The following is a 19,540-nucleotide window of genomic DNA, read 5'->3' as shown; positions in this document are numbered from 1 at the left end:
CTTGATCCACCACCAAGCGGGCGGCCTCTAGTTTGAAATCCGAACTGAATGATCTTCTGCTCATGAACACCTCTGTGGGCGAAGCTTAACGCCCTATCGGGGTGTCCAGAATCATTAGGCCACTTCAAACGGGGTTCCTATTCAGGGGAGGCTAAAGGCTGCTCGCCTCCGAATCGAGGATGTACTTGAATCTGCTCGAGAGAAGCAGGGACTGGAGCGGCTGGATCAGATCAAATTCGCCATCATCGAGAAGAACGGGAAGATTTCCGTTATTCCGAAAGATTGATCATTCCCAGGTGTTTGTGAGCGCACCAAGCGCCTTGCACAGGGGGCATACGCGAAAGCCGGTAAACGATGAAGGGCTTGTATGGGGCGTCCAGGTAACTATATTTGACGACGCCTATTCATTCGTCGGCCACGGTGATGAACGTCTGGAAAGTTACCTATGACCTTCAGGGCCTTGTGCGTGAAGCGCAGCTATCCGCCCTGAATGTTCCAAGCACAGAAGCGATTGCGTTCGCGGTCTACTCGGATGCTTTCCCAGGAAAACCTCCTCCTGATGAGGCAGGCTCTATTGACGATTGGCTTTTCTGCGCCGGCATCGTTGTACTCAGCGTGACCCTTCTGCAGTGAGTACTACCATTCAGGACTGGCCTTTCAGGTGTATCCGCGCCGTGTCACTTCGTTTCCCAAGGCATGGCGATTCCGTTCTTGGCTCTGACGAGGTAGGCCTGCGCCACTGCTTTGGGGTCAGATCGTGTGACTAACGCGCGCTCCACAATGTGGTTGTGTATCTCGTCTGAATGCATGTCAGGACGCCACCACGCAATCTGCCGAACCAGTCCCTGGAGCTCTTCAGTGAGATCGTTGCCGGAGTCGCACTCACCAGTCACGCACCGACACCTCGTCGGGCGATAGCCACAGCAAACTCTTCATTCAGTGACTTGCTGAGCTTTTTGATGGCCGGCGCAGAGCTGAGCTGCACCGTGGGTAGACTTGGCAGGGTCACCACATCGCGGTTGGCCTTGTTGAGGAACTGCAGCGTTACAGTGCCATCCGCCATCCGAGACGCTTCACACGCGTAGGCGGGCATGTAGATCTCAAACAGTCTACTGATATCGCCAGTAGTGAGGGTCATCCGAAGCTCCATCCCTTTCGAGCCAGTAAGATGGCGTCAGAATAGCGAAGCGAATTCTTGAACGAAAAGCCCTTCGGCTATTTTCTGATCAATGGCCCTTCTGGGTGATCAACCTGGCCTCATGACGAATCGGGTGACACCGGACAGCTGCTCCACGACCTGGCCATGAAGCGTGGGGCTGCGGAGCGGCGTGATGATCACGCGCTTAGATGGGAGCTGACCTTTGCAATGAATCTCATAGAGATGGCCGGCTTGGAAGATGGAAACTTCCGTCAGCTCCACCGCGGAAGGGCTGCTCTGGCTGTCGAAGCTAACATAGGCAAGTCCTCTGTAGAAAAGAACCGATTCCATAGCCAGTACCTCAATAAAACACGGATTTGACGGCAAATTGGATAGAGAGCGACTAGGCGTTCTAGTGCGCGCGCCGGATCGCCCAGAGACCACACCATAACGGCTATTTAATCAGCCCCCGGGTTTTTCTTCGTGTCCCGAATCGGGCAAGGCGACGTTTCACATCCATCCTCCTTCCCTAGACGAACGTACCTTTCTCGTAGTTCTTTCAATTCGCTAGCGGTACGGTCGTCCAAGGCCATTAGTTCAGCTTGAGCCCCTTTTGTTGCGCGTAGCAGCTCATCGAGTTTGATATGAAGCTCGTCAGTGTCGCGATTCTGCGTATTTTGCAGCAGGAAAACCATTAGGAACGTAATAATTGTTGTGCTCGTATTAACGATGAGCTGCCAAGTGTCGTTGAAATAAAAAAAGGGTCCCGTAATGCCCCATAAGGCGATTCCTCCTAACGCCAACCCAAAGGTCCTAGGGCTACCGCTACGTTCTGCTAACCACCTCGCCGCAGTTTCAAAGTTGCGCATAATATTCTCTCTTATTAGCGGGCCCTTTTAAGCGAACCATTCTCTCTGATCGCCGTCAAAGTGATGCCGTCTTTAGGTTGTACGGAGTCTGAGCTTGCCTCAACGCTACGCTCTCGCTTATAGCTGAGCAGGAAGACTCAAATAGGTAGACAGGGCAAACGAGCAGGAAATTCCGCATTTAACCAAGTCCCGCTGGAGGCGCATAATGGACTGGAAAATTCTATACCGTGGTGTAGACGGCGCTGAGCGAGCTGTCAGCGTAAAGTGCAACCAGCTGCCAAATCTTAAAAAGGCCGCCCTTCACCTCGTTTACCATGCCTATGGAGAACGCCCGCCTAAGCCTCTGGGAAACCTATCAGCGTCCGCTTGGCTAAGGGCCTGTCAACTGGAGATTATTGATATCGTGCTAGTTGATAACTCTGTAGTGCCACAGAGCATCACCTTCTCTAAGCCAAAAGCATACTATAAGCGCGACCGCGATAATACGGAGGTCTAGTTTACTGTCAAAAACTTGGAGCCAAGCAGTGTCCGACATAGGCTTTAGAAATGACACTAAGCTATACTTTATTGATTCGCTCCAAGGAATGCTGGGTACATGACCACTGCCAACCATCCACCACGTCACTTAGAAAATCTGCGTCAACTCTCTGTAGGTCTACTGTGTGCTGGCTTTTTGGTGGTCGTGATTACACAGTTTGTTCAACTTTGGCACGCTTACAAAAACTATGTTCGCGAGGCTGAATACAATGTTTCCAACCTAACTAATGCCCTTGAAGGCATGGTGCAGGATACGGTTAGGCAAGCTGATGTGGTATTACTCGGAGTTGTAGATCGTGCTGAATGGGGGGATTTCAATATCGCGGATTCCTCCCAGATCAAGCGACTGCTGCGCCGTCAAATATCTAGCCTGCCACAGGTCCACGGCATATTCATTTATGACCAGGCCGGGAATTGGGTCGTAACCGATAAGGAATCGATTCCGCCCAATGCGAACAATTCAGATCGTGATTATTTTGTTTATCATCAAACACACGATGATCGCCGTGTGAGAGTGGGCAGCGCGATAATTAGCCGCTCAACCGGAGATTTGGTAATTCCTGTCTCTCGCCGGATAAACAACCCGGATGGCACATTTGCTGGCGTGGCTTTAATCACTCTGAAAGTCGATTATTTCACGAAATATTTTCAGCGATTCAGCATAGGTGACGATGGAAACATCACCCTGGCCTATAACGACGGCACTATCATGGCTCGACGCCCCGAAGTGGCCGGCGCAATCGGTTCAAGCATTTATAACGGGGTGATCTTTTCCCAGCTGTTACCGAAAGGCCCTATGGGGACTGCGCTGTTCAAATCGACCGTGGATGGGGTTGAGCGCGTTTACAGCTATAACGCCTTTCCCGAGTTGCCTATCGTGGCCATCGCGGGCGTGGACCTCAAGACGATCCTTCGCCCTTGGTGGGCGCAAGTCATCGCGAGCTCCATCGTGAGTGCTGCCATTTTCATGGGGCTCTTGGTTTTCTTCGCGGCTCTCAGGCGGGAAATCAATCGGAGCCTCGCTGTGGAGTTGGAGCTGGAACGTGTATCGCTCCAAGACCCTTTGACTGGGCTCTCCAATCGTCGGAACTTTAATCAGACCCTTCGACAGGAAATGAATAGAGTTGCTCGCAGCAATCAGCCGCTGGCTTTGTTGATGCTTGATATCGACTATTTCAAACGGTTCAACGATGAATATGGTCATGTCGAGGGCGACCGTTGCATTCAGGCCATTGCGAGGGCGTTAGCAGAGTCGGCACGGCGTCAGGAGGACTTGGCAGCTCGGTACGGTGGAGAAGAGCTGGTGATGCTGTTACCCGGGTGCGGGCCTGCTGAGGCTGAGCAGGTGGCGGAGAGAGTTAGGGAGCGCATCTGGAACCTGGAAATAGCACACCGAGGTAATCCAGCCGGACGTGTTACGGTCAGTGTTGGATTCCACACCGTGGACGCTCAGAGCATCCAGGGTGAAGATGAAGCAGGCTTCATCCAGAAGGCAGACGGGGCACTTTATCGCGCGAAGAATGGCGGGAGAAACCAGGTTTCGGGATACCAGGAATAGAAAAACGCCATATACAAGTGCATGAGCATGGGGTCGTCGCTCTCGGAACACTGATCAAAATGGCCCCCCCTGCCGTTACTTGGCCATGAAGGTGAAGGGCACCGTTCAAGATCCGCATCCCATTGATACATCACGCCAGCAGGCAGTTCTCAAGCAAGAGCCCCTGCGTAAGCTCCGAAGGGGCTTAGTGTCGGCCCCTTGATGTTACTTGCCCACACCTGTTTTCGATCGAATCTCCTCTGTTTCCTTTTCCATTTTCTTGACTGATGTGGGCGTGATCACTTTGTCCACTGTCTCGGTCGCAGGATCGGGGATTTCTAGTTTGCCGGCCCCTTTCTTCGACCCCTGTTGAGTTTCCTGCGAGCTTTCGGGAACGGGAGTTTTATCGTGGTCTGGGTTGTTCATGATTTTCTCCTCAATGCTATGCAAGCTTCAATGGACGTTGGGCTCTGCCGATACTTGGGCGACGAAGGTCAACCTTTGCTCTCGCGGGGATCAGACTTCCGCGGATAGGTCCGCTCTTCTTCGAGGGTGCCATCGGCCCGGTGGATCTTCACCGATGCTTCCTTTCCAGCGAAGTGCATCGGTATCAGCAAAAGCATCTCGTCTTTGGTAGCTGCCTTCTTGAGTGACTTCGTGCTGCCTTCCTCATGCAGAACCCATTCGTTGTCTTTGGGTACTAAGTGATAATTTTTCATCAGCCAACCCTCTTTTTGAGACCGATGCGATCGCGCATCTCTTTGGTAATGACTTGCTTCGTTTTCGGGTAGCCCGCCCAGGGATCGTCGCTCCCCAGTTCGGTCAGTCGCTCGTGCAGGTTGTGGATGTTCCAGGCGTTCGCACCTTTGAGCTCTGCGACTTCCTCTCGGAAGATCGGAACTGATACGGGTAAGCCTTCACGGGTGCGCGCCGAGAAGGCGCCGATAGTCGTGGCACCCTGGCTATTGCGTAGATAGTCGATGAAGATCCGGCCGATCCGGTTCTTGGGGCCGGAAACAGCAGAGAAGCGATCCGGCAGTAGCTTGGCCATGTGCTTGACGATAGCGTGGCTGAACTCTTTCACCTCGTCCCAACTGGCCTTTGGCGTCAGCGGCACCACTATGTGGATACCCTTGCCGCCACTGGTTTTCAGGTAAGAGGCCAGACCCAGCTCATCCAGAATGGTGAGAGTCAGTTGGGTCGCCTCAACCATGCGTTTCCAGGGCAGCGCAGGATCGGGGTCTAGGTCCAGCACAAAGCGGTTCGGTCGCTCGAGATCTGCAGACGTTGCGTTCCAGGTGTGAAACTCGACCGTGCTCATCTGCACGGCGCCCACCAGCGCTTCGACTCGATTGATCAGCATCACTGGTTGCCCCGAGTACTCCTTGCCCATGGTCTCGATTCCGGGAATAGCCAGGCGCTCGGCGTTTTTCTGGAAGAACAGCTCGCCAGCGATTCCCTCAGGGGCCCGAACCAGCGCAACGGGGCGATCTTTCAGATGGGGTTGTGTGAGCATCCATTGCGACACCCACGCGTAGTATTCGGCGAGCTGCATCTTCGTCGATCCGCTGGTGGCATCGATGACGCGCTCTGGGTGAGTAATACGAATCTGCTTTGCAGAAGGTGAAGGCTCTTCCACGACACTTTTCTTCGCCCGTGGCTTCTTGGGAACAGGCTTCTCAACCTCAGCAGCTGGCTTTGCGCGCTCTTCAGTGATTGCCTTGGCGAGTTTGTCGTTACGCAACCCATGGAACACCGCGTGGCGAACGATTCCGTCCTTGGTGATCTCCGCGTACGCGACCTCCGCAAGTAGCTCCGGCTTGAGCCAATGGACGCCTTTTGCTTCGAAGCCGGTCGGCGGGTTCACCAATGCCGTCTTTTTGGTTTCCAGCGAGGTGAGCTGCGAGAAGATTGAGCGCAGCGTTGATTCGTTGAATCCGGTACCGACCTTCCCGGCAAACCTAAGCTCGCCACTGTCAGCGTCGTGCAAACCGAGCAACAACGCGCCGAACGCGCTTCGCGATCCCTTCGGTTCGGTATACCCCACGACTACGAATTCCTGACGGTGCTTACACTTGAGCTTGATCCAGGTACTGCTTCGCCGAGAAACATACGGGCTTCCGGCCAGCTTCCCGATAAGGCCTTCGAGGTGCATCTGGCAGGCGCTGTTGAGCATCGTTTCAGCTGACTCAGCGAAGTCCTCGGAGTAGCGAAGAACCTCATCCTCACTGCGCTCCATGACCTGCGCCAGGGCAGAGCGACGTTGCTCCAAGGGGACGTCTCGTAGATCCATGCCATTGAGGTACGGCATGTCGAAGGCATAGAAAACGATGTTGCCGCTACTGCCCGAATCGAAGGCATTTTGGAGTGCCTGGAAATCAGGCACACCGTCTTCGTTCGCGACGATGACCTCGCCATCCAGCCAGGCCGATTCCAAACCGAGACTGGCAAGTGCCTCGGCCTGGCGGGGCATCTTGGACGTCCAATCATGCCCATTGCGGGTGAACAGCTTGACGGCCCCGTCATCGATCCGAGCCATGATCCGGTAGCCGTCGAACTTGATCTCATAGAGCCAATCGCCTTCCGGTACTGATTCAACCAACGTGGCCAGCTGGGGCTTGAGGGTTTCCGGTAGCGGAGCTGTGCGGGCGCCTTTCAGGGTGACGCTCTTCTTTTTCGTCGTCCTGCTCGACACAGTCTTGGCGGGTTTTGGTTCGGCCACCTTGCCGCCGCGCTTCTTCGGCACGATGGTACGGTCGCTCAACACGCTGTCGGGGAGGGCTTTTACGATGTCATAGTCGGAAGCAGGCCGCGCTGCCGCATCGTTGGACTTGATAAGAAACCACTGCTCCTGCTTCCCCTCGATATGGGTGCGAACGAGGTTCCAGGTACCGCTTAGCTTTTCGCCTTCGAGTTCGAACTTGAGCTTCCCTTTTCGGTATCCCTCGGCTGGATCTCCAATCGGGATCCACACCCCTCTATCCCAGACGATGACATCGCCAGCTCCGTAGTGGCCTTCGGGAATGTTGCCTTCGAAGGTGGCGTAGTCGAGCGGGTGGTCTTCCACATGAACTGCAAGCCTTCGCGACTTCGGATCGAGGCTCGGCCCCTTTGGGACTGCCCAGCTCTTGAGCGTGCCATCCAACTCCAAGCGGAAGTCGTAATGAAGGCGGGTTGCATCGTGCTTCTGGATGCAAAACTGCAGGGCATGGGCAGCAGGCGAGCGACGTTTCCTCGCATTTGAATTTCCCGATGGCTCGGGCGTAGCTGTGAAGTCGCGCTTACGGTTGTACTCGTCCAATCGCTTGGTCATGAGCAGGCTCGTACAGGTAGCCAGGAGCGGCGCATGCGCCGCGTGGATAGGGCTAGCTGTTATCCGCCGCCCTTAGAAGAGGACGAGGTATGGATCCCGTTCGTTCCAGGGTGAAGACAAACGGCTTCTTCTAGCCGGCAGCAGCCTGTCTCGAAGCGTTTTGGCCAGCAATTGGAAAACGGAAGCGCGCTGGGGAACATACAAGGCTCTTGATCGTAACGACCTGCTGATGGAGGCTGAAGCAATAGACCAAGGAGCGGCTCAACCATGCAGACATACTTCATAGACGCACTGCTTCCTGCCGAATTCGATGAGTTCGTCAACTATCTGGACGAGCATCTACAGGAGAACGGATCGCCTGAGGTTGGATATTTCCAACCGCTCTCCCGTGATGCTGGCTCGTTTCCTGAAGAGCGCAAAGCTGCGTTCCGTGCCGGGCTGGAGATAGCGGTGGGTGAGCCAGGCTGGCGCCGGGCGTGGGTGGCGCGAGGGGTGGAAGGGCAGATACTCGGGCACATCGACCTCCGAGCCCACGCAGAGCGCTACACGGCACACCGCTGCCTGCTCGGAATGGGTGTACATCGCTCCCTGCGCCGCCAAGGCCTGGGGGCTGCCCTGATCGAACACGCAAGGCTCTGGGCAGAGTCCTCGGGGCTTGAGTGGATTGATCTACAGGTCCTCAGTAACAACCAGGCCGCTCGTGCTCTCTACGAACAGGCCGGATTCCTCCAGATAGGGGAGGTGCCGAACATGTTCAAGATCGACGGGCGAGTGTTTTCGTACACCACGATGACGAGACGTTGCTTGAATCAGTAGCACTTTCTTTTACCACATGCAGCGTAGGACGGTTTTTGGCCGACACCGTAATAGGACGGCAGCTATCGGCCAAAAGCGGACGATCGCTCAGGATTTAGCCTGCATCAATTGAAACCTTTTGGTGCCTACAAAACCCGGTTCGTTTCAGATCACTGATACCTTCTGGCCTCTGGGAGAGATCAGCTTTGCAGCTCTATCTCAGCTTGGGACTGCTCGTGGTGCCAGCGCTGCCAGAATGCCTGCTCGTTCTTATGAGTGACCGCGCAGACCCGTCTAGGTCGTATCAAGTGGATATCACTAAGTTCACTGGAGAACACATAGCGATCTGCGTGCTCAATGATGATCCTCCTCATCAGATGAGCTGTCGCTACGTCTACCTTGCTACCCCGCAATACGGGCCGGCTGCCGATACAGGTGTAGAGGAGGTGCTTCGGGCTTAGAGGGAGCAAAATGATCCCACCCCTATTGCCCCATCCCCCATTGAAGTCGTATCTCCCTGAATCATGAAGATTTAGGCGGATGAGTGGATCATCAGATGTGGGCCAAGACATACCCACAGGGGCATGCAAGATCGTCCAGTTCTCAATCGGCAGACGACTTAGAGTTGTCGAAAGGGAGTGCCTCATCTGCCAAATCCAGAGCTGCCTCCCAATAACAGTCTCTGCCCTTATTTGCCCACCACCCTCTGGCAGCCCCTCGATGGATACTTTGAAGATCGAACGCGCGTCATTGTGGGCATCATCAGCTAGACGCGGTATCGACTCCCCTCGCGCGACTGTGTTCTCCAGCTCCTGTATGGAGCGCTGCAGGGTCGTATCAATTAACTCCTGTAGCGTTTCGTTCTGACGGACAATGAACCGCCTGAGTTGGGCTGGTGTACGAAGATCCAATGCTCCTGCGAAACGCACCAACCTCCTCCAATGCTCTGGCTCCAATCGCTCCTCGTGAACAACCCGCCGGATCGCCTCTTCCGCAGGGCTCTCAAACTCACTGTCGAGCCAGCGTTCAAACTCATCCGTCTCCTCTTGCCCAACAAGGTAGGTATAGAGGTGCTGGTGGTAAGCGATTCCCTTCAAGGATTGCCTCTTCCACAGGGGGACTTTCTCGTTTGGAACCAACAGACGGTAGGTAGGAATCAGTGCTTCATGCGACCACTGCTTCAGGTACAGCTTGGGAACGTAGTGGTTGTCTTTGCGCAATTGGTGCATAGCCAAGCCTTGTCAGTTGGAGAATCAGACACCCCGGAACCCTAGCTCAGCTGCTGAAGCGTCTCGCGTAGCTTAATCGGTGAGATCAAACGACGGCATTGATAATCACTGAGGTAGGATTGTCCGCAAGCACTCGCAAACGCTCAACGATAAGCACCATCCCAAGGAGGGAACCATGCCCGAACAAACGCGTCATCTATCGCTGTTCGAGGAGGACTACCTCTTACGGGAACTTGGGCCAGTTGCTCATGTACCTCAAGTCGCTCTTACCGAATTGGTCGCAAATGCTTGGGACGCGGGGGCGAGCAAGGTCGAGCTATTCCTCCCCTCCGAGCTCGGCGGAACGCTCACTATTCTTGACGACGGTCATGGCATGACCCCGGAGCAGTTCAGCAATCGCTGGATGATGCTCCGGTACAACAGGCTGAAGCATCAAAGCTGGAAAGTAGAATTCCCGAAAGGCAGGAGTGCAAAGATTCGGAAAGCCTATGGCCGCAATGGTGTCGGGCGCCATGGTCTTCTTTGCTTCGGTGATGAGTATCTTGTCGAAACCTGGCGCGACGGAACACTAAGCAAATTCGTTGTAGGCACTGAATCTGGCCCAAGCCCGTTTGTCGTTCGATCAGAGGAGTTCGGTAAACAAGAGGGCTCTGGTACCAAGCTCCGCGTGACAGTTGTTCGCAAGCTTCCTGATGCAGCGGAAATCTCGACTGTCCTAGCGGCACGCTTCATCCATGACCCCAGCTTCCAGATTCGCGTGAACGGCACCCCGCTGACACTTGCCAAGCTTGAAAAATACGCGAAGGAGCAGACCATTTCTTTGAGTGAGGGTCGATCTGCGCGGGTGATTGTCATTGACTCAACACAGCAGAACCACTCGTCTATCCATCAAGGTGTAGCATTTTGGGTAGACCACCGCCTTGTAGGAAATCCATCTTGGGCGATTGGCCAAGTTGCGAACTTCGATGGTCGCACTCGATTTGCTAAGCGGTACAAGGTCATCGTAGACACCCATGGCTTTGATGACCATGTCCATGCAGATTGGACAGGGTTTAAGGCGACGCCAGCGGTGGATGAGCTTTTCAAGGCCGCCTCACTACACATCACTCAGGTCGCCGATGAGCTCGCCGCAGAGGTGGTTGAAGCAACATCGGAAGACGCTCTTGTTCAGAATCGCTCTGAACTTAAAACCCTTGGGCAAGGTGCGCAACTTGAGGTGACCGAATTTACGAAGGCGGTTGCTCAAGCCCACCCGTTGATCTCCCCTGATTTCCTGGCGACGGCGGTCAAAGCCGTAATCAATCTGGAGAAATCCAAAAGCGGTGCGGCGCTCCTTCAAAAACTTGCCAAGCTATCAGCGACAGACGTGGAGGGACTTGATTCCCTGCTGGCCGATTGGTCGGTCAAAGACGCTCTGCGTGTCCTGGACGAAATTGATGACAGGCTCAGCGTCATTGAGGTCATTGCAAGGCTCGCTGATGACCCCGATACCGATGAGCTCCATACCCTTCATCCGTTGATCCTGAGATCTCGATGGCTCTTCGGCCCAGAATTCGAGTCGATGGAATACTGCTCGAACATGACCCTACGGAGCGTAGCTAAGCAACTTTGGGGTAACACAGGCGCTTCATTTATCAACGAGAAGAAGCGGCCTGATGTCGTTGTTCTTCCAGATCAAAGCACCGTCCAACTGGTCGGCATTGAGGGGTTTCAAACTCAAGATCCAACTGTCGCTCAGATGCAAAATATCTTGCTGATTGAGCTCAAAAAGGGCGGTTTCAAAATCAATCGTAAGGAGGTGAATCAGGCTGACGGATACGTTCAAGACATTGCGAACTCAGGCTTTGTACACGGCGCGCCGTATGTGACCGCTTGGGTAGTGGGTCAATCCATTGCGCCTGGTGTGGGGACGGACAAAAAAGTCGGCGACGAGACTCGCTATTATGGCCAAGTCAGAGCTACAACATACGGAGCGTTGGTAAGCACCGCCAATCTCAGACTGATGCGATTGCGTAAGACTTTGGAGAATCGCTACGACAACCTCCAAACCGACGCGCTTCTCGCCAAAGTACTGTCAGTGCAGGAGCAGGCAGATCTCGATCTAGGCGAGGCGGTAAACGCCAAAACTAAAATATGTGGAAGTTCATAGTGTATTCAGTGACGGCGAGGGGAGCTTTTGATGCATCCTCTCACCGCTGAAGAGCATACGCATGCCGTCACCCCTTCCTTGTGACCAATACAGACGTTATTCAACACCTGAACCGGCACTTAAGACTGTCCGCTTTTGGCCGAAAGAAGCCCTTCATAATCAGTAGCTGCAGCTCCTGCCAGAACCGGCCAAGAAGCCTCCCCACTTAACCACGAACCCCGATTACTTCCTCCCAGCGCGTTGTATATCGCGGGCTCAGCATGTCCCGCCGCATCGCCCAAACCGGCGCAGCCGGCACCCGCCCAATATGTACCGTGCCGCGCCCCTCACGCTGGTTGATCTGGTCCACCACCTCCATCAGCCGTTCCGCCCCACGGCGTTGCGTGGGCGCGAACAGGTCCGGCGTCACCTCGCCGGGCTGGCACAGATCCATCAGCAGGATGGAGCATTTGGAGAAGCGGTAGCCGGGTCGATAGATCTCACCGAGCCCGCGTTGCGCGAGCGCGAGGATCTCCCGCGTGTCGTTGGTGGGCGCGGGCAACGCCAGGGTAATAGCCTCACAGAATCGCGGCCCTTCTCTTTCGGCGAGTTGCGTCTGCAGGCCTACCTGGATGGTCTGGCACAGCGAGCCCTGGCTGCGCAGCTTCTCGGCGGCGCGGCTCACATAGGCGGCCAGCGCTTCGCGGATGGGTGCCAGCTCGGTTTGCCGCACGCCGAACATCTTGCTGCTGCAGATGGCCTCCTTCGGCGGTGGGCCTTGATTGAAACCTATGCAGCTCACGCCGAGCAGTTCGCGCGCGGTGCGCTCCATGGTGACGCCGAAAGTCTTGCGCAGGGTGCCGATGTCGAAGTTCGCCAGCTCCCACGCGCTGTTGATGCGCAGCGCGGCCAGCTTCACCGCCGAGCGGTGGCCAATGCCCCATACCTCGCTGATGGGGGCCAGGCGCAGCAGCCGCTCCTGGCGGGCCGGGTCGGTGAGGTCGAGCACACCGCCAGTGGCCTTCCACTTCTTCGCCGCCCAATTGGCGAGCTTGGCCAGGGTCTTGGTGGTGCTGATGCCGATGCCCACGGGCATGCCGATCTCGCGCGCCAGGCGTTGGCGGATGGCGCGGCCATGCGCCTCGAGGTCGGTGATGCCGGCCATGTCACCCCAGGCTTCGTCTATGGAATAGACCTCGATGCCGGGCAGCATCTCGGCCATCACCCGCATCACCCGGTTGCTGATGTCGGCGTACAGCGTGTAGTTGCTCGAGCGCGCCACCACGCCGCTGCGGCGCATCTGCTCACGCACCTGGTAGAACGGTGCGCCCATGGCGATGCCCAGCTCCTTGGCCTCTGCGGAACGGGCGATAACGCAGCCGTCGTTGTTGGAAAGCACCACCACCGGCCGGCGCTTGAGCTCCGGCTGGCCGATGCGTTCGCAGCTGCAGTAGAAGGAATTGCAGTCGATGAGGGCGAAGATCCGCTGGCCGCTCATGGCGCGACGTGGCTGACCACCCAGGTCACCACGCCCCAGATCTCGATGGGCTCGTCGCCGTCGAGCTGAATGTCATGGACGTGCGTCTCGGCGGCGCGCAGCCAGCGGCCGCCGAACATGTCCTTCACCACCAGGCGCACCCGGTAGCCCTCCCCGCCCAGGTCCACCACCACAAGCCGGTCATCTACATGGCTAGCCGCGCGGTTGACGATGAGGCGGTCGCCCTGAAACACGCCGAAGCCCTCCAGCGAGCTATCCAGCACCCGCACGCCCCAGATGTGCGGCGCGCCCAGGCCAGTGAGACGGTCGAGGGAAAGGCCCTCTTCCTTCTCATCTTCTGCTGGGGATTGAAAGCCGGTGATCCGTAGATCAGCGGCTTCGGCTAGCAGGCGTTCCCGCAGGCGCTGGCCCCGGGCAAGGATCGAAAGCGACATCTCACACACTCGCGAGTACTGGATATAGATACAGTATTTTTCAGGTTCTCTTATCGGTCAATCCGTCAGCCGACGGGAGGAAGGCCGTGAGTCTGTCCTACGCTGAAACCTGACACCCGAAACCGGAGGCGTGTATGTGCGGCGGCGTTGAAGCCAGAGAGGCGGAAAAGGTGTGGAAGATCTACTTCCCCAACCCCAAGGCGGCGATCCCGGTGCAGCTCGACGGCGGCAGCCAGATCGACTGGATCGGCTGGGGCCGCCGCGAAGGCCAGCCCGGCACCGGCCCCCAGGGCGGCTGGGCCAGGCTCAGCACCGTGCAGGCCGGCGGCTGGGCGAAGTACCAGCCCCGCCGCGCCTTCGGCCTGGTGCAGCGATTCATGGAGAAGGAAGGGCAGAAGGGCGAGAAGAACCGGCCGTCACACTGGTTCGATGTGCCTGAGGGCCAGGCACTGGAATGCCTGGTGATTGGCGAGGGAGAGGATCGGCGGGTGTATGTGGTCACCACCGACCCGCCCGAGGAGTTTGCCTGGATTCATGATCGGTGGCCGGTGCTGACGGAACGGTAGTGGAGCAAAGCAAGAAGTCTGGGATGAACAGTTAGAGAGGGAGATTCACATGGGCGACTTATCAGCGCGGGCTCAGCACTTTCACAGCATGTACGCCTTCGACAACAACATGAGCTCCAAGCTCATGGTTGAGGTGGAGGGAAAGATTCGCTCTTCTGAGCACACGTATGGGAGCGGCACACTGGTGCACGTGGAAGACATGCTGCTACACCAGCTGGATGTGTGGTGGGGATATGCGGAGATACCGGCGAACGCAAAGATTGTGCTCTACGGCAACTGGAGTCCCTGCAAGCATTGCATCAGCGACACCATTCCGCGCGCGTTTGCAAAGATGAAGATCGAGGAAAAGAACCTCAGACTGCGCTTCAGGTTCAACCACTACTACACCCAGGAAAACTGGCAGCGGGCCGGCAAGCAGATTAGACAGGAAGGTGGTGGGCGCTTCTTCTGGGCGAACGCAGAGGAAGCAGACAACGCATATCTACAGCTGGCAGCTCCGTACGGAAAATTCGCCACCAAGAATATCTCCACCGCCGAGGCGGTAATGAGCAGCACCAGCCCACGCGTAGCCTTCATACAAGGGCTGAACAGGAGCAGGTCGATCACGACGTGGAGTGAGGTCTGGCGCAACAAGATATTCTGATTGCGCCTTAACGTAGGCTGGCATGCCACTCTGAATGACTGCTTTCGGCCAAGAGCGCACATCTAGAATGAGCACTGAAGCTGACCCTTTAACCGATTTCTCTGTTTGAGTTTGGATTGCGCTATGAAAGTCGGAGATTTCAAGTATTTATGGGATGGAAGCGAGCCCGGATGGGGGCTGAAAAAAATTATGCGAGACAGCTGGCGACTAGTATTCTCTTTTTCATCAGAAGGACCTGATGCAAGGCAAATTGCTCTTCTTCGTCAACTTATTCCCGAGCTGATGCATTCGCCTTTATCGACGGTTTACAAGCAGCTTAAAGGTACGCGTTGTTTTCGAACCTGCGAAGACTACGGCAGCATCGACGGCTATAGGCTTCAAAGCCAAGCCGATGCTTTAGGACTCAAGGTTTCGTCGGAAGTGACAAGAAACGTAACGTATCTGCCGATCCGTAATGAATCAGGTGTCACGTGTATTGAAGATGAAGCATTGGCTAAAGCGGTAGCCTTGAAGATGATTGAGGCTGGCGTGCCGGTTTTTGAAATCTATGTCGATTGATTGAAACGTAAAGCGGACAAGGTTGGACAGCACTGCCCGGTTACGTTTTACGGCCGCCTCTGGCCTGGGGTAGACGGTTGAGATGGAAGCGCTGTAGACAGATACCTTCGGAATACGCTTACGCCCACGTCATATAATGGATTTAGAGCCAATCTGCTTTTGAAGCTCGGCTCAAATATCATCAGATATGGGACGCTAGTTTTAAAGGGTGCCGGGAGTCGCTGCCTGATAGGTCGCATCTTGAGCACAGATGAAGATTAAATTACAAAAAAAATCGAGGATGGGTATCCAATCATTTCTGGTTATCACTTGTCTTGCACGAATCAGAAAACCACCTCTAGACAAAGAGAAGAGGTCTCTAAGAGGCAGCGTTGTACTGAGCGGCAATCCTCCAAAACGTAATATGATTTGAAAAAGACACCTTCCAACCCTACCATTCGCGTCCCTGAACGGATGACAAAACCAAATCGTGACGATGGCAACGACTGCTGAAAATAGACTAGGCAATCCTGAACGGTTTCGATTTAGATAAATATGCAAGCCTATTAATCTTTCCGCAATTCTTGACGGGTGTGTAAACACCCATTGCTTATTCCCCCTGTCAGGCTGACACCTAAGCCCTCCCGTACGAATCAAGCACTCCTCACCTAGTAGATGACTGGCCAGCGACTCGAGTTCGCAAATGAACTCTGACGAGAGCGATGTATATGGGAAGCTGTAAGAAACAATACCTTTCTGTAAAACACGTCGCTCACTCTCGGTCCTTACTCCATCAATTCTGACGTGCTCTCCCTGGTCCATGAAATAATCAGAAAGCTCATGAGAAAGTAGAATTGAATTGGGGCTCATACGCTCGATATTACCCAAATTGAACGCAGCAACATCCTGGTAGAACCAGTTTCCTAGCTCTCCTGAAATATTTTTCAGTGATGCTTCAGCTTTCTCAATTTTTTGCTTAGTAAAAACTGGTAAGTCTGCGTAGTTCGGATATGCAAATTCTGTAACGTAGTATTGGGTCGGCTTTATAGGCATAGTTGTCTCGGCACAGGAAATGAGCCGTAGGAACTACGGCCCATTGGGCGCTAGTCTGCTATGAAGACCTCTTTGAAATGGCCATTCTCCATATATATAAGGCTTGCACCAGACTCAAAAGTAAACAATGAGATACCATCGTGCTTCATGCTGATCTCTTTTGTGCAGTTGTCGGTCGCAGGTCCTGCACCTTTACTACAAGCAGTCTTATAGGAGCCCGGCTTTAAGGTCTCAATGCCTACAGACAGTAAATCATCGCCAGCCTTAAGGGTTTGATCTTGGCCATTTGCCCCGCTCAGAGTGACCACCAACTTGTACTTTTGGGTGGATGGGTCTTCTAGCTTTAGAGATGCGTAATCAATTTTGCCGTCTCCGTCGAAATCGCCTACGGCTTTCGTATAACCCGTGCCGGTAGTGTCATTGGCGCGGAGACCTGCATTGGCGCCCTTCGACAGCATTTCAGATGGTATATCTAAAAGTTCACTGCTTGCGTTGACGCAGCCTGCAGATAGAGCGGAAAGAAGGACGAGTCTTTTAATCATGGTTGCATTTCCCATATGGCCGCCTTTAGTTTGGGTCATATTCAACATGGATGTGATTGTTCGAACTGTTTGAGAAAGTCTCGTAAATAATGTCGTAATCCGGGCCAACCGCATTCCTCAGCTGCTCTACCAAGTCTTGCGCGAGGTCGGCGCTTATGTTGTTGGCTCTAAGATCAATCGCCTCATTTGCGTAATGCAGTGAATTCGCACCATGTGTAGAATCATTTCCCGATGTGATTACAGGAGTGGGAGCGTTCAGTTCCTTCCAAACCGAAACAATCTCATCAAATATTGATGTGATTTTTTCCGAAAGATTAGTTAGATCTGCACCTGCTTTTACTTCAATGTCAGATCCAGACCCCTCCGCACCAACACTGACACCTCCATTGCCGCCGCCGCTTCCACCGCCGTACCCACCAGCAGCCTCTTCATCTGTCGGGCCAATTACCCATGGATTGGGGTCATCATAGGGGTCGCCTTCAATTTCGATGGGGTCTAAGTCATATTGGTATTGATATTGAGACGCCCCGCCAGCAACCAGCATCATTTCTTCTTCAGTCAGAACTTTCATAGAAACTAACACTCCTTGTGAACTAGTTAAACTACCAAGTGCGGTGTTATCGTTTTATTTGTCTTGTCCTTAAGTCTCCTCCCCTCCATGTGTAAAATCCTGTTGCATAGCTTTATAGTTGCTTCCCTGTGGGCAACGATGATCCTTGTGCAATTTCTCTTTGCAAGAATTTCAGATATCCGAAACTCGTTTTCGATATCTAAGTGACTGGTTGCTTCGTCGAACAAAAGGAAGGAAGGAGTTCGAATTAGTGATCGTGCAATTAACAACCTTTGACGTTGACCACCAGATAGTGAGGACCCCATGTCTCCGATTAAGGTGTTATATCCCATCGGCATCTTGATAATTTCACCATGTATGCAAGCTTCTTGCGCAGCAGTCGATATCTCTTCTATAGAATATTGCTCATTGAATAGAGAAATGTTTTCAGCGATGGTTCCAGAAAATAGAGTGTCGTCTTGAAGGATAACTGCCATCCATGAGCGCAACTGCTCTTTCCCTATGGTTGTAACATCCACGCCCCCGATTAAGATCTTCCCGCTATTTGGCTCTAATAGTCCACAGATCAATTTTAGTATCGTGCTTTTTCCAATCCCGGAGCTACCAGTTATTGCGACTGCCTCTCCTGGCTTTATCGTGAAACAGCAGTTCTCAAGAATCCAAGGTTCAGAGGGAGAGTAGCGAAAATATACTGAAGCGAACTCAATTGTCTTGTCTTTGATCTCGCCGAAGAAAGTAGGGTAGTAATGTAATTCCTTTTCAGTATGTACAATGTCTGATATTCGTGCGGCATGTATTTTAAGCAGCTTCAGTTCGACATAGTTGTCCGCAAGGTGAGCAATTTTGGAACCAAACAGCAGGCTAAACATGGATATCGACATAAGCATACCTGCTGTGAGCTCTTGTTGAATAACCAGTGTTGCTCCAATCCACAATAGGACAATTTTTTCTATCCCTTGAATCAGATCGGCAAATGCTTTGAACGCAATGGTCAATCGCGATGCTAAAATATTTCTATTTAAATATGAGGTGACAAGGTTTAAATATGTTGTAGTGACCTGTGCTGTTAGGTTGTTTGCCTTTATTGTTTGCGAAGCACGCACGGCCTCGTAGAATTTCGAGTTCTGCCTTGCTTGTGCGCTAATTAAGTCGATGTTTAGACTTTTGAATTTTGAATATAACGCAAGCCGGACCAGCACATATGCAGAGGTGAAGACAAAAGCTACAGTGGCTAGCTTGGGGCTGTAGATTACCATCGCTGCGAGTGTTACTAGCGACATAAAGCCATCTAGGAAGCTAGTTGTAATCGTTGATGTAATGGCTTGTTGGATATTTTTTAGTGAGCCAAATCTTGAACCGATATCGCCTAGTGATCTTCTTTGAAAATAATCTTCCGGTAGCGACATGAGGTGAGCAAAGACACCCCCAGTCCATGACTGATTTAAAGTGCTTCCCGTCCGGCAAACTAACCAATCACGCAAATAGCTGATGAACGATTGGAATATGATAAGAACGCAGAATGACATCCCAAAAACGAGCAGCAAATCAAGGTCTGCGCTAGAAATAGCCTTGTCAATAACTAACTGCGTGAATAGAGGTGTGATAAAGGAAAACGCCTCGAGTGCTAGTGCTGAAGCAAGAATCCCAACAAGTGCCTCATGAAGTCCATGAACCTTTCCAAGGATATCTCGAACTGCAACTCCAGGGATTTTATTTTTGAGTTGGAATTGGTGCCCAGGGGCTAGTTCTAGCGCTGCACCTGTAAAGAATATACTGAACTCTTCGCGGCTTAAATTAACGACGCCACTTGCCGGGTCGTGTATGCAAAATTTTCCTGCTCTTAATTCCCTTAAAACCACATAGTGGCTATTTTTCCAGTGCAATAGTGCAGGCAGCTTTAGTGAGTCGATCTCATTGTTTTCAATCTTCAGTGGGCGCGCCTGCATACCAAGTTGCATGGCAACTTGGACTATTTCGAGCAATGTTGCACCGCGGCTGGAGCCGCGATGCATAGCTCGAACTTCGCGCAATGAGATTTCATGGCCATAGAAGCTGGCGATCATTGCAATACAAGCAAATCCGCATTCGGATTTTTCTTGTTGCATTATTATTGGAAGCTTCGATCTGCTATCAAAACGCAATTGGGCCAT

General features: G+C 53.4%; 20 protein-coding genes and 1 pseudogene. 8 read left to right on the top strand and 13 right to left on the bottom strand.

What is annotated here, in order from left to right:
* Positions 1 to 130: 130 nt before the first annotated feature.
* Both DMX10_RS11605 and DMX10_RS32430 read left to right on the top strand, forming a co-directional pair.
* Positions 131 to 286 (top strand): annotated as a pseudogene (locus DMX10_RS11605) (YetF domain-containing protein); the annotation flags it as partial.
* Positions 287 to 423: 137 nt separating this feature from the next.
* Positions 424 to 633 carry a hypothetical protein gene (locus DMX10_RS32430; RefSeq protein WP_146603006.1) on the top strand — a complete coding sequence of 70 codons (210 nt, stop codon included), beginning with the start codon at positions 424 to 426 and terminating at the stop codon, positions 631 to 633.
* Between the two features lie 256 nt (positions 634 to 889).
* On the opposite strand, the gene DMX10_RS11600 is transcribed toward DMX10_RS32430, so the two are convergent.
* The 3 genes from DMX10_RS11600 to DMX10_RS11590 form a co-directional block, all read right to left on the bottom strand.
* Positions 890 to 1,138 (bottom strand): hypothetical protein, encoded by a 249-nt coding sequence (locus DMX10_RS11600; protein ID WP_111261204.1) that lies wholly within the window; start codon positions 1,136 to 1,138, stop codon positions 890 to 892.
* 108 nt (positions 1,139 to 1,246) lie between these two features.
* Positions 1,247 to 1,489, bottom strand: a complete 243-nt coding sequence (locus DMX10_RS11595) for a hypothetical protein (protein ID WP_111261203.1) — start codon at positions 1,487 to 1,489, stop codon at positions 1,247 to 1,249.
* 107 nt (positions 1,490 to 1,596) lie between these two features.
* Entirely contained in the window at positions 1,597 to 2,007 is a 411-nt protein-coding gene (locus DMX10_RS11590; RefSeq protein WP_111261202.1) for a low affinity iron permease family protein, read from the bottom strand.
* Positions 2,008 to 2,602: 595 nt separating this feature from the next.
* On the opposite strand from DMX10_RS11590, the gene DMX10_RS11585 reads away from it, so the two are divergent.
* On the top strand, positions 2,603 to 4,102 hold the full coding sequence (locus DMX10_RS11585) for a sensor domain-containing diguanylate cyclase (RefSeq protein WP_111261201.1): 1,500 nt from the start codon (positions 2,603 to 2,605) through the stop codon (positions 4,100 to 4,102).
* 204 nt (positions 4,103 to 4,306) lie between these two features.
* Here DMX10_RS11585 and DMX10_RS11580 read toward each other — a convergent pair whose 3' ends face one another.
* From DMX10_RS11580 to ligD, 3 genes are all read right to left on the bottom strand, one after another.
* Positions 4,307 to 4,507: a hypothetical protein gene (locus tag DMX10_RS11580; RefSeq protein ID WP_111261200.1), complete on the bottom strand. Its 201-nt coding sequence runs from the start codon at positions 4,505 to 4,507 to the stop codon at positions 4,307 to 4,309.
* A 68-nt stretch (positions 4,508 to 4,575) separates the two neighbouring features.
* Entirely contained in the window at positions 4,576 to 4,800 is a 225-nt protein-coding gene (locus DMX10_RS11575; RefSeq protein ID WP_111261199.1) for a DUF2188 domain-containing protein, read from the bottom strand.
* Positions 4,800 to 7,394, bottom strand: coding sequence for a DNA ligase D (ligD, locus tag DMX10_RS11570; protein ID WP_111261198.1), 2,595 nt, complete (start codon positions 7,392 to 7,394; stop codon positions 4,800 to 4,802). Before ligD ends, DMX10_RS11575 begins: the two co-directional genes overlap by 1 nt.
* Before the next feature lie 267 nt (positions 7,395 to 7,661).
* On the opposite strand from ligD, the gene DMX10_RS11565 reads away from it, so the two are divergent.
* Positions 7,662 to 8,210, top strand: a complete 549-nt coding sequence (locus tag DMX10_RS11565) for a GNAT family N-acetyltransferase (protein WP_111261197.1) — start codon at positions 7,662 to 7,664, stop codon at positions 8,208 to 8,210.
* Between the two features lie 179 nt (positions 8,211 to 8,389).
* On the opposite strand, the gene DMX10_RS11560 is transcribed toward DMX10_RS11565, so the two are convergent.
* Positions 8,390 to 9,418 (bottom strand): DUF4238 domain-containing protein, encoded by a 1,029-nt coding sequence (locus DMX10_RS11560; RefSeq protein WP_111261196.1) that lies wholly within the window; start codon positions 9,416 to 9,418, stop codon positions 8,390 to 8,392.
* Between the two features lie 175 nt (positions 9,419 to 9,593).
* Here DMX10_RS11560 and DMX10_RS11555 point away from each other — a divergent pair, with 175 nt between their 5' ends.
* Positions 9,594 to 11,567, top strand: coding sequence for an ATP-binding protein (locus tag DMX10_RS11555; protein WP_111261195.1), 1,974 nt, complete (start codon positions 9,594 to 9,596; stop codon positions 11,565 to 11,567).
* Positions 11,568 to 11,772: 205 nt separating this feature from the next.
* On the opposite strand, the gene umuC is transcribed toward DMX10_RS11555, so the two are convergent.
* A complete protein-coding gene (umuC, locus tag DMX10_RS11550; protein WP_111261194.1) occupies positions 11,773 to 13,044 on the bottom strand; it encodes a translesion error-prone DNA polymerase V subunit UmuC in 1,272 nt (423 codons plus the stop codon).
* Positions 13,041 to 13,478, bottom strand: a complete 438-nt coding sequence (locus tag DMX10_RS11545) for a LexA family transcriptional regulator (protein ID WP_111261193.1) — start codon at positions 13,476 to 13,478, stop codon at positions 13,041 to 13,043. Before DMX10_RS11545 ends, umuC begins: the two co-directional genes overlap by 4 nt.
* A gap of 170 nt (positions 13,479 to 13,648) precedes the next feature.
* On the opposite strand from DMX10_RS11545, the gene DMX10_RS33060 reads away from it, so the two are divergent.
* The 3 genes from DMX10_RS33060 (at position 13,649) to DMX10_RS32425 (ending at position 15,245) form a co-directional block, all read left to right on the top strand.
* The gene (locus tag DMX10_RS33060) at positions 13,649 to 14,044 is read left to right on the top strand and encodes an SOS response-associated peptidase (RefSeq protein ID WP_218281317.1); all 396 of its coding nucleotides are present in this window, start codon (positions 13,649 to 13,651) and stop codon (positions 14,042 to 14,044) included.
* Positions 14,045 to 14,132: 88 nt separating this feature from the next.
* Positions 14,133 to 14,687, top strand: coding sequence for a hypothetical protein (locus DMX10_RS11530; RefSeq protein ID WP_158545595.1), 555 nt, complete (start codon positions 14,133 to 14,135; stop codon positions 14,685 to 14,687).
* Positions 14,688 to 14,810: 123 nt separating this feature from the next.
* Entirely contained in the window at positions 14,811 to 15,245 is a 435-nt protein-coding gene (locus DMX10_RS32425) for a hypothetical protein (protein ID WP_146603005.1), read from the top strand.
* A 201-nt stretch (positions 15,246 to 15,446) separates the two neighbouring features.
* On the opposite strand, the gene DMX10_RS11525 is transcribed toward DMX10_RS32425, so the two are convergent.
* Genes DMX10_RS11525 through DMX10_RS11520 form a run of 4 tightly spaced genes read right to left on the bottom strand, consistent with a single transcriptional unit; the run spans position 15,447 to position 19,540 of the window.
* Positions 15,447 to 16,277: a Fic family protein gene (locus tag DMX10_RS11525; RefSeq protein ID WP_111261191.1), complete on the bottom strand. Its 831-nt coding sequence runs from the start codon at positions 16,275 to 16,277 to the stop codon at positions 15,447 to 15,449.
* A 50-nt stretch (positions 16,278 to 16,327) separates the two neighbouring features.
* Positions 16,328 to 16,819 carry a hypothetical protein gene (locus tag DMX10_RS32420; protein ID WP_146603004.1) on the bottom strand — a complete coding sequence of 164 codons (492 nt, stop codon included), beginning with the start codon at positions 16,817 to 16,819 and terminating at the stop codon, positions 16,328 to 16,330.
* A 25-nt stretch (positions 16,820 to 16,844) separates the two neighbouring features.
* Entirely contained in the window at positions 16,845 to 17,390 is a 546-nt protein-coding gene (locus DMX10_RS32415) for a hypothetical protein (protein ID WP_146603003.1), read from the bottom strand.
* Positions 17,391 to 17,416: 26 nt separating this feature from the next.
* Positions 17,417 to 19,540, bottom strand: a complete 2,124-nt coding sequence (locus DMX10_RS11520; protein ID WP_111261190.1) for a peptidase domain-containing ABC transporter — start codon at positions 19,538 to 19,540, stop codon at positions 17,417 to 17,419.

It is taken from the genome of Pseudomonas sp. 57B-090624 (assembly GCF_003234055.1).
GTDB classification, from domain to species: Bacteria; Pseudomonadota; Gammaproteobacteria; order Pseudomonadales; family Pseudomonadaceae; genus Metapseudomonas; species Metapseudomonas tohonis.
This window is presented reverse-complemented; position numbering and strand designations above follow the sequence as displayed.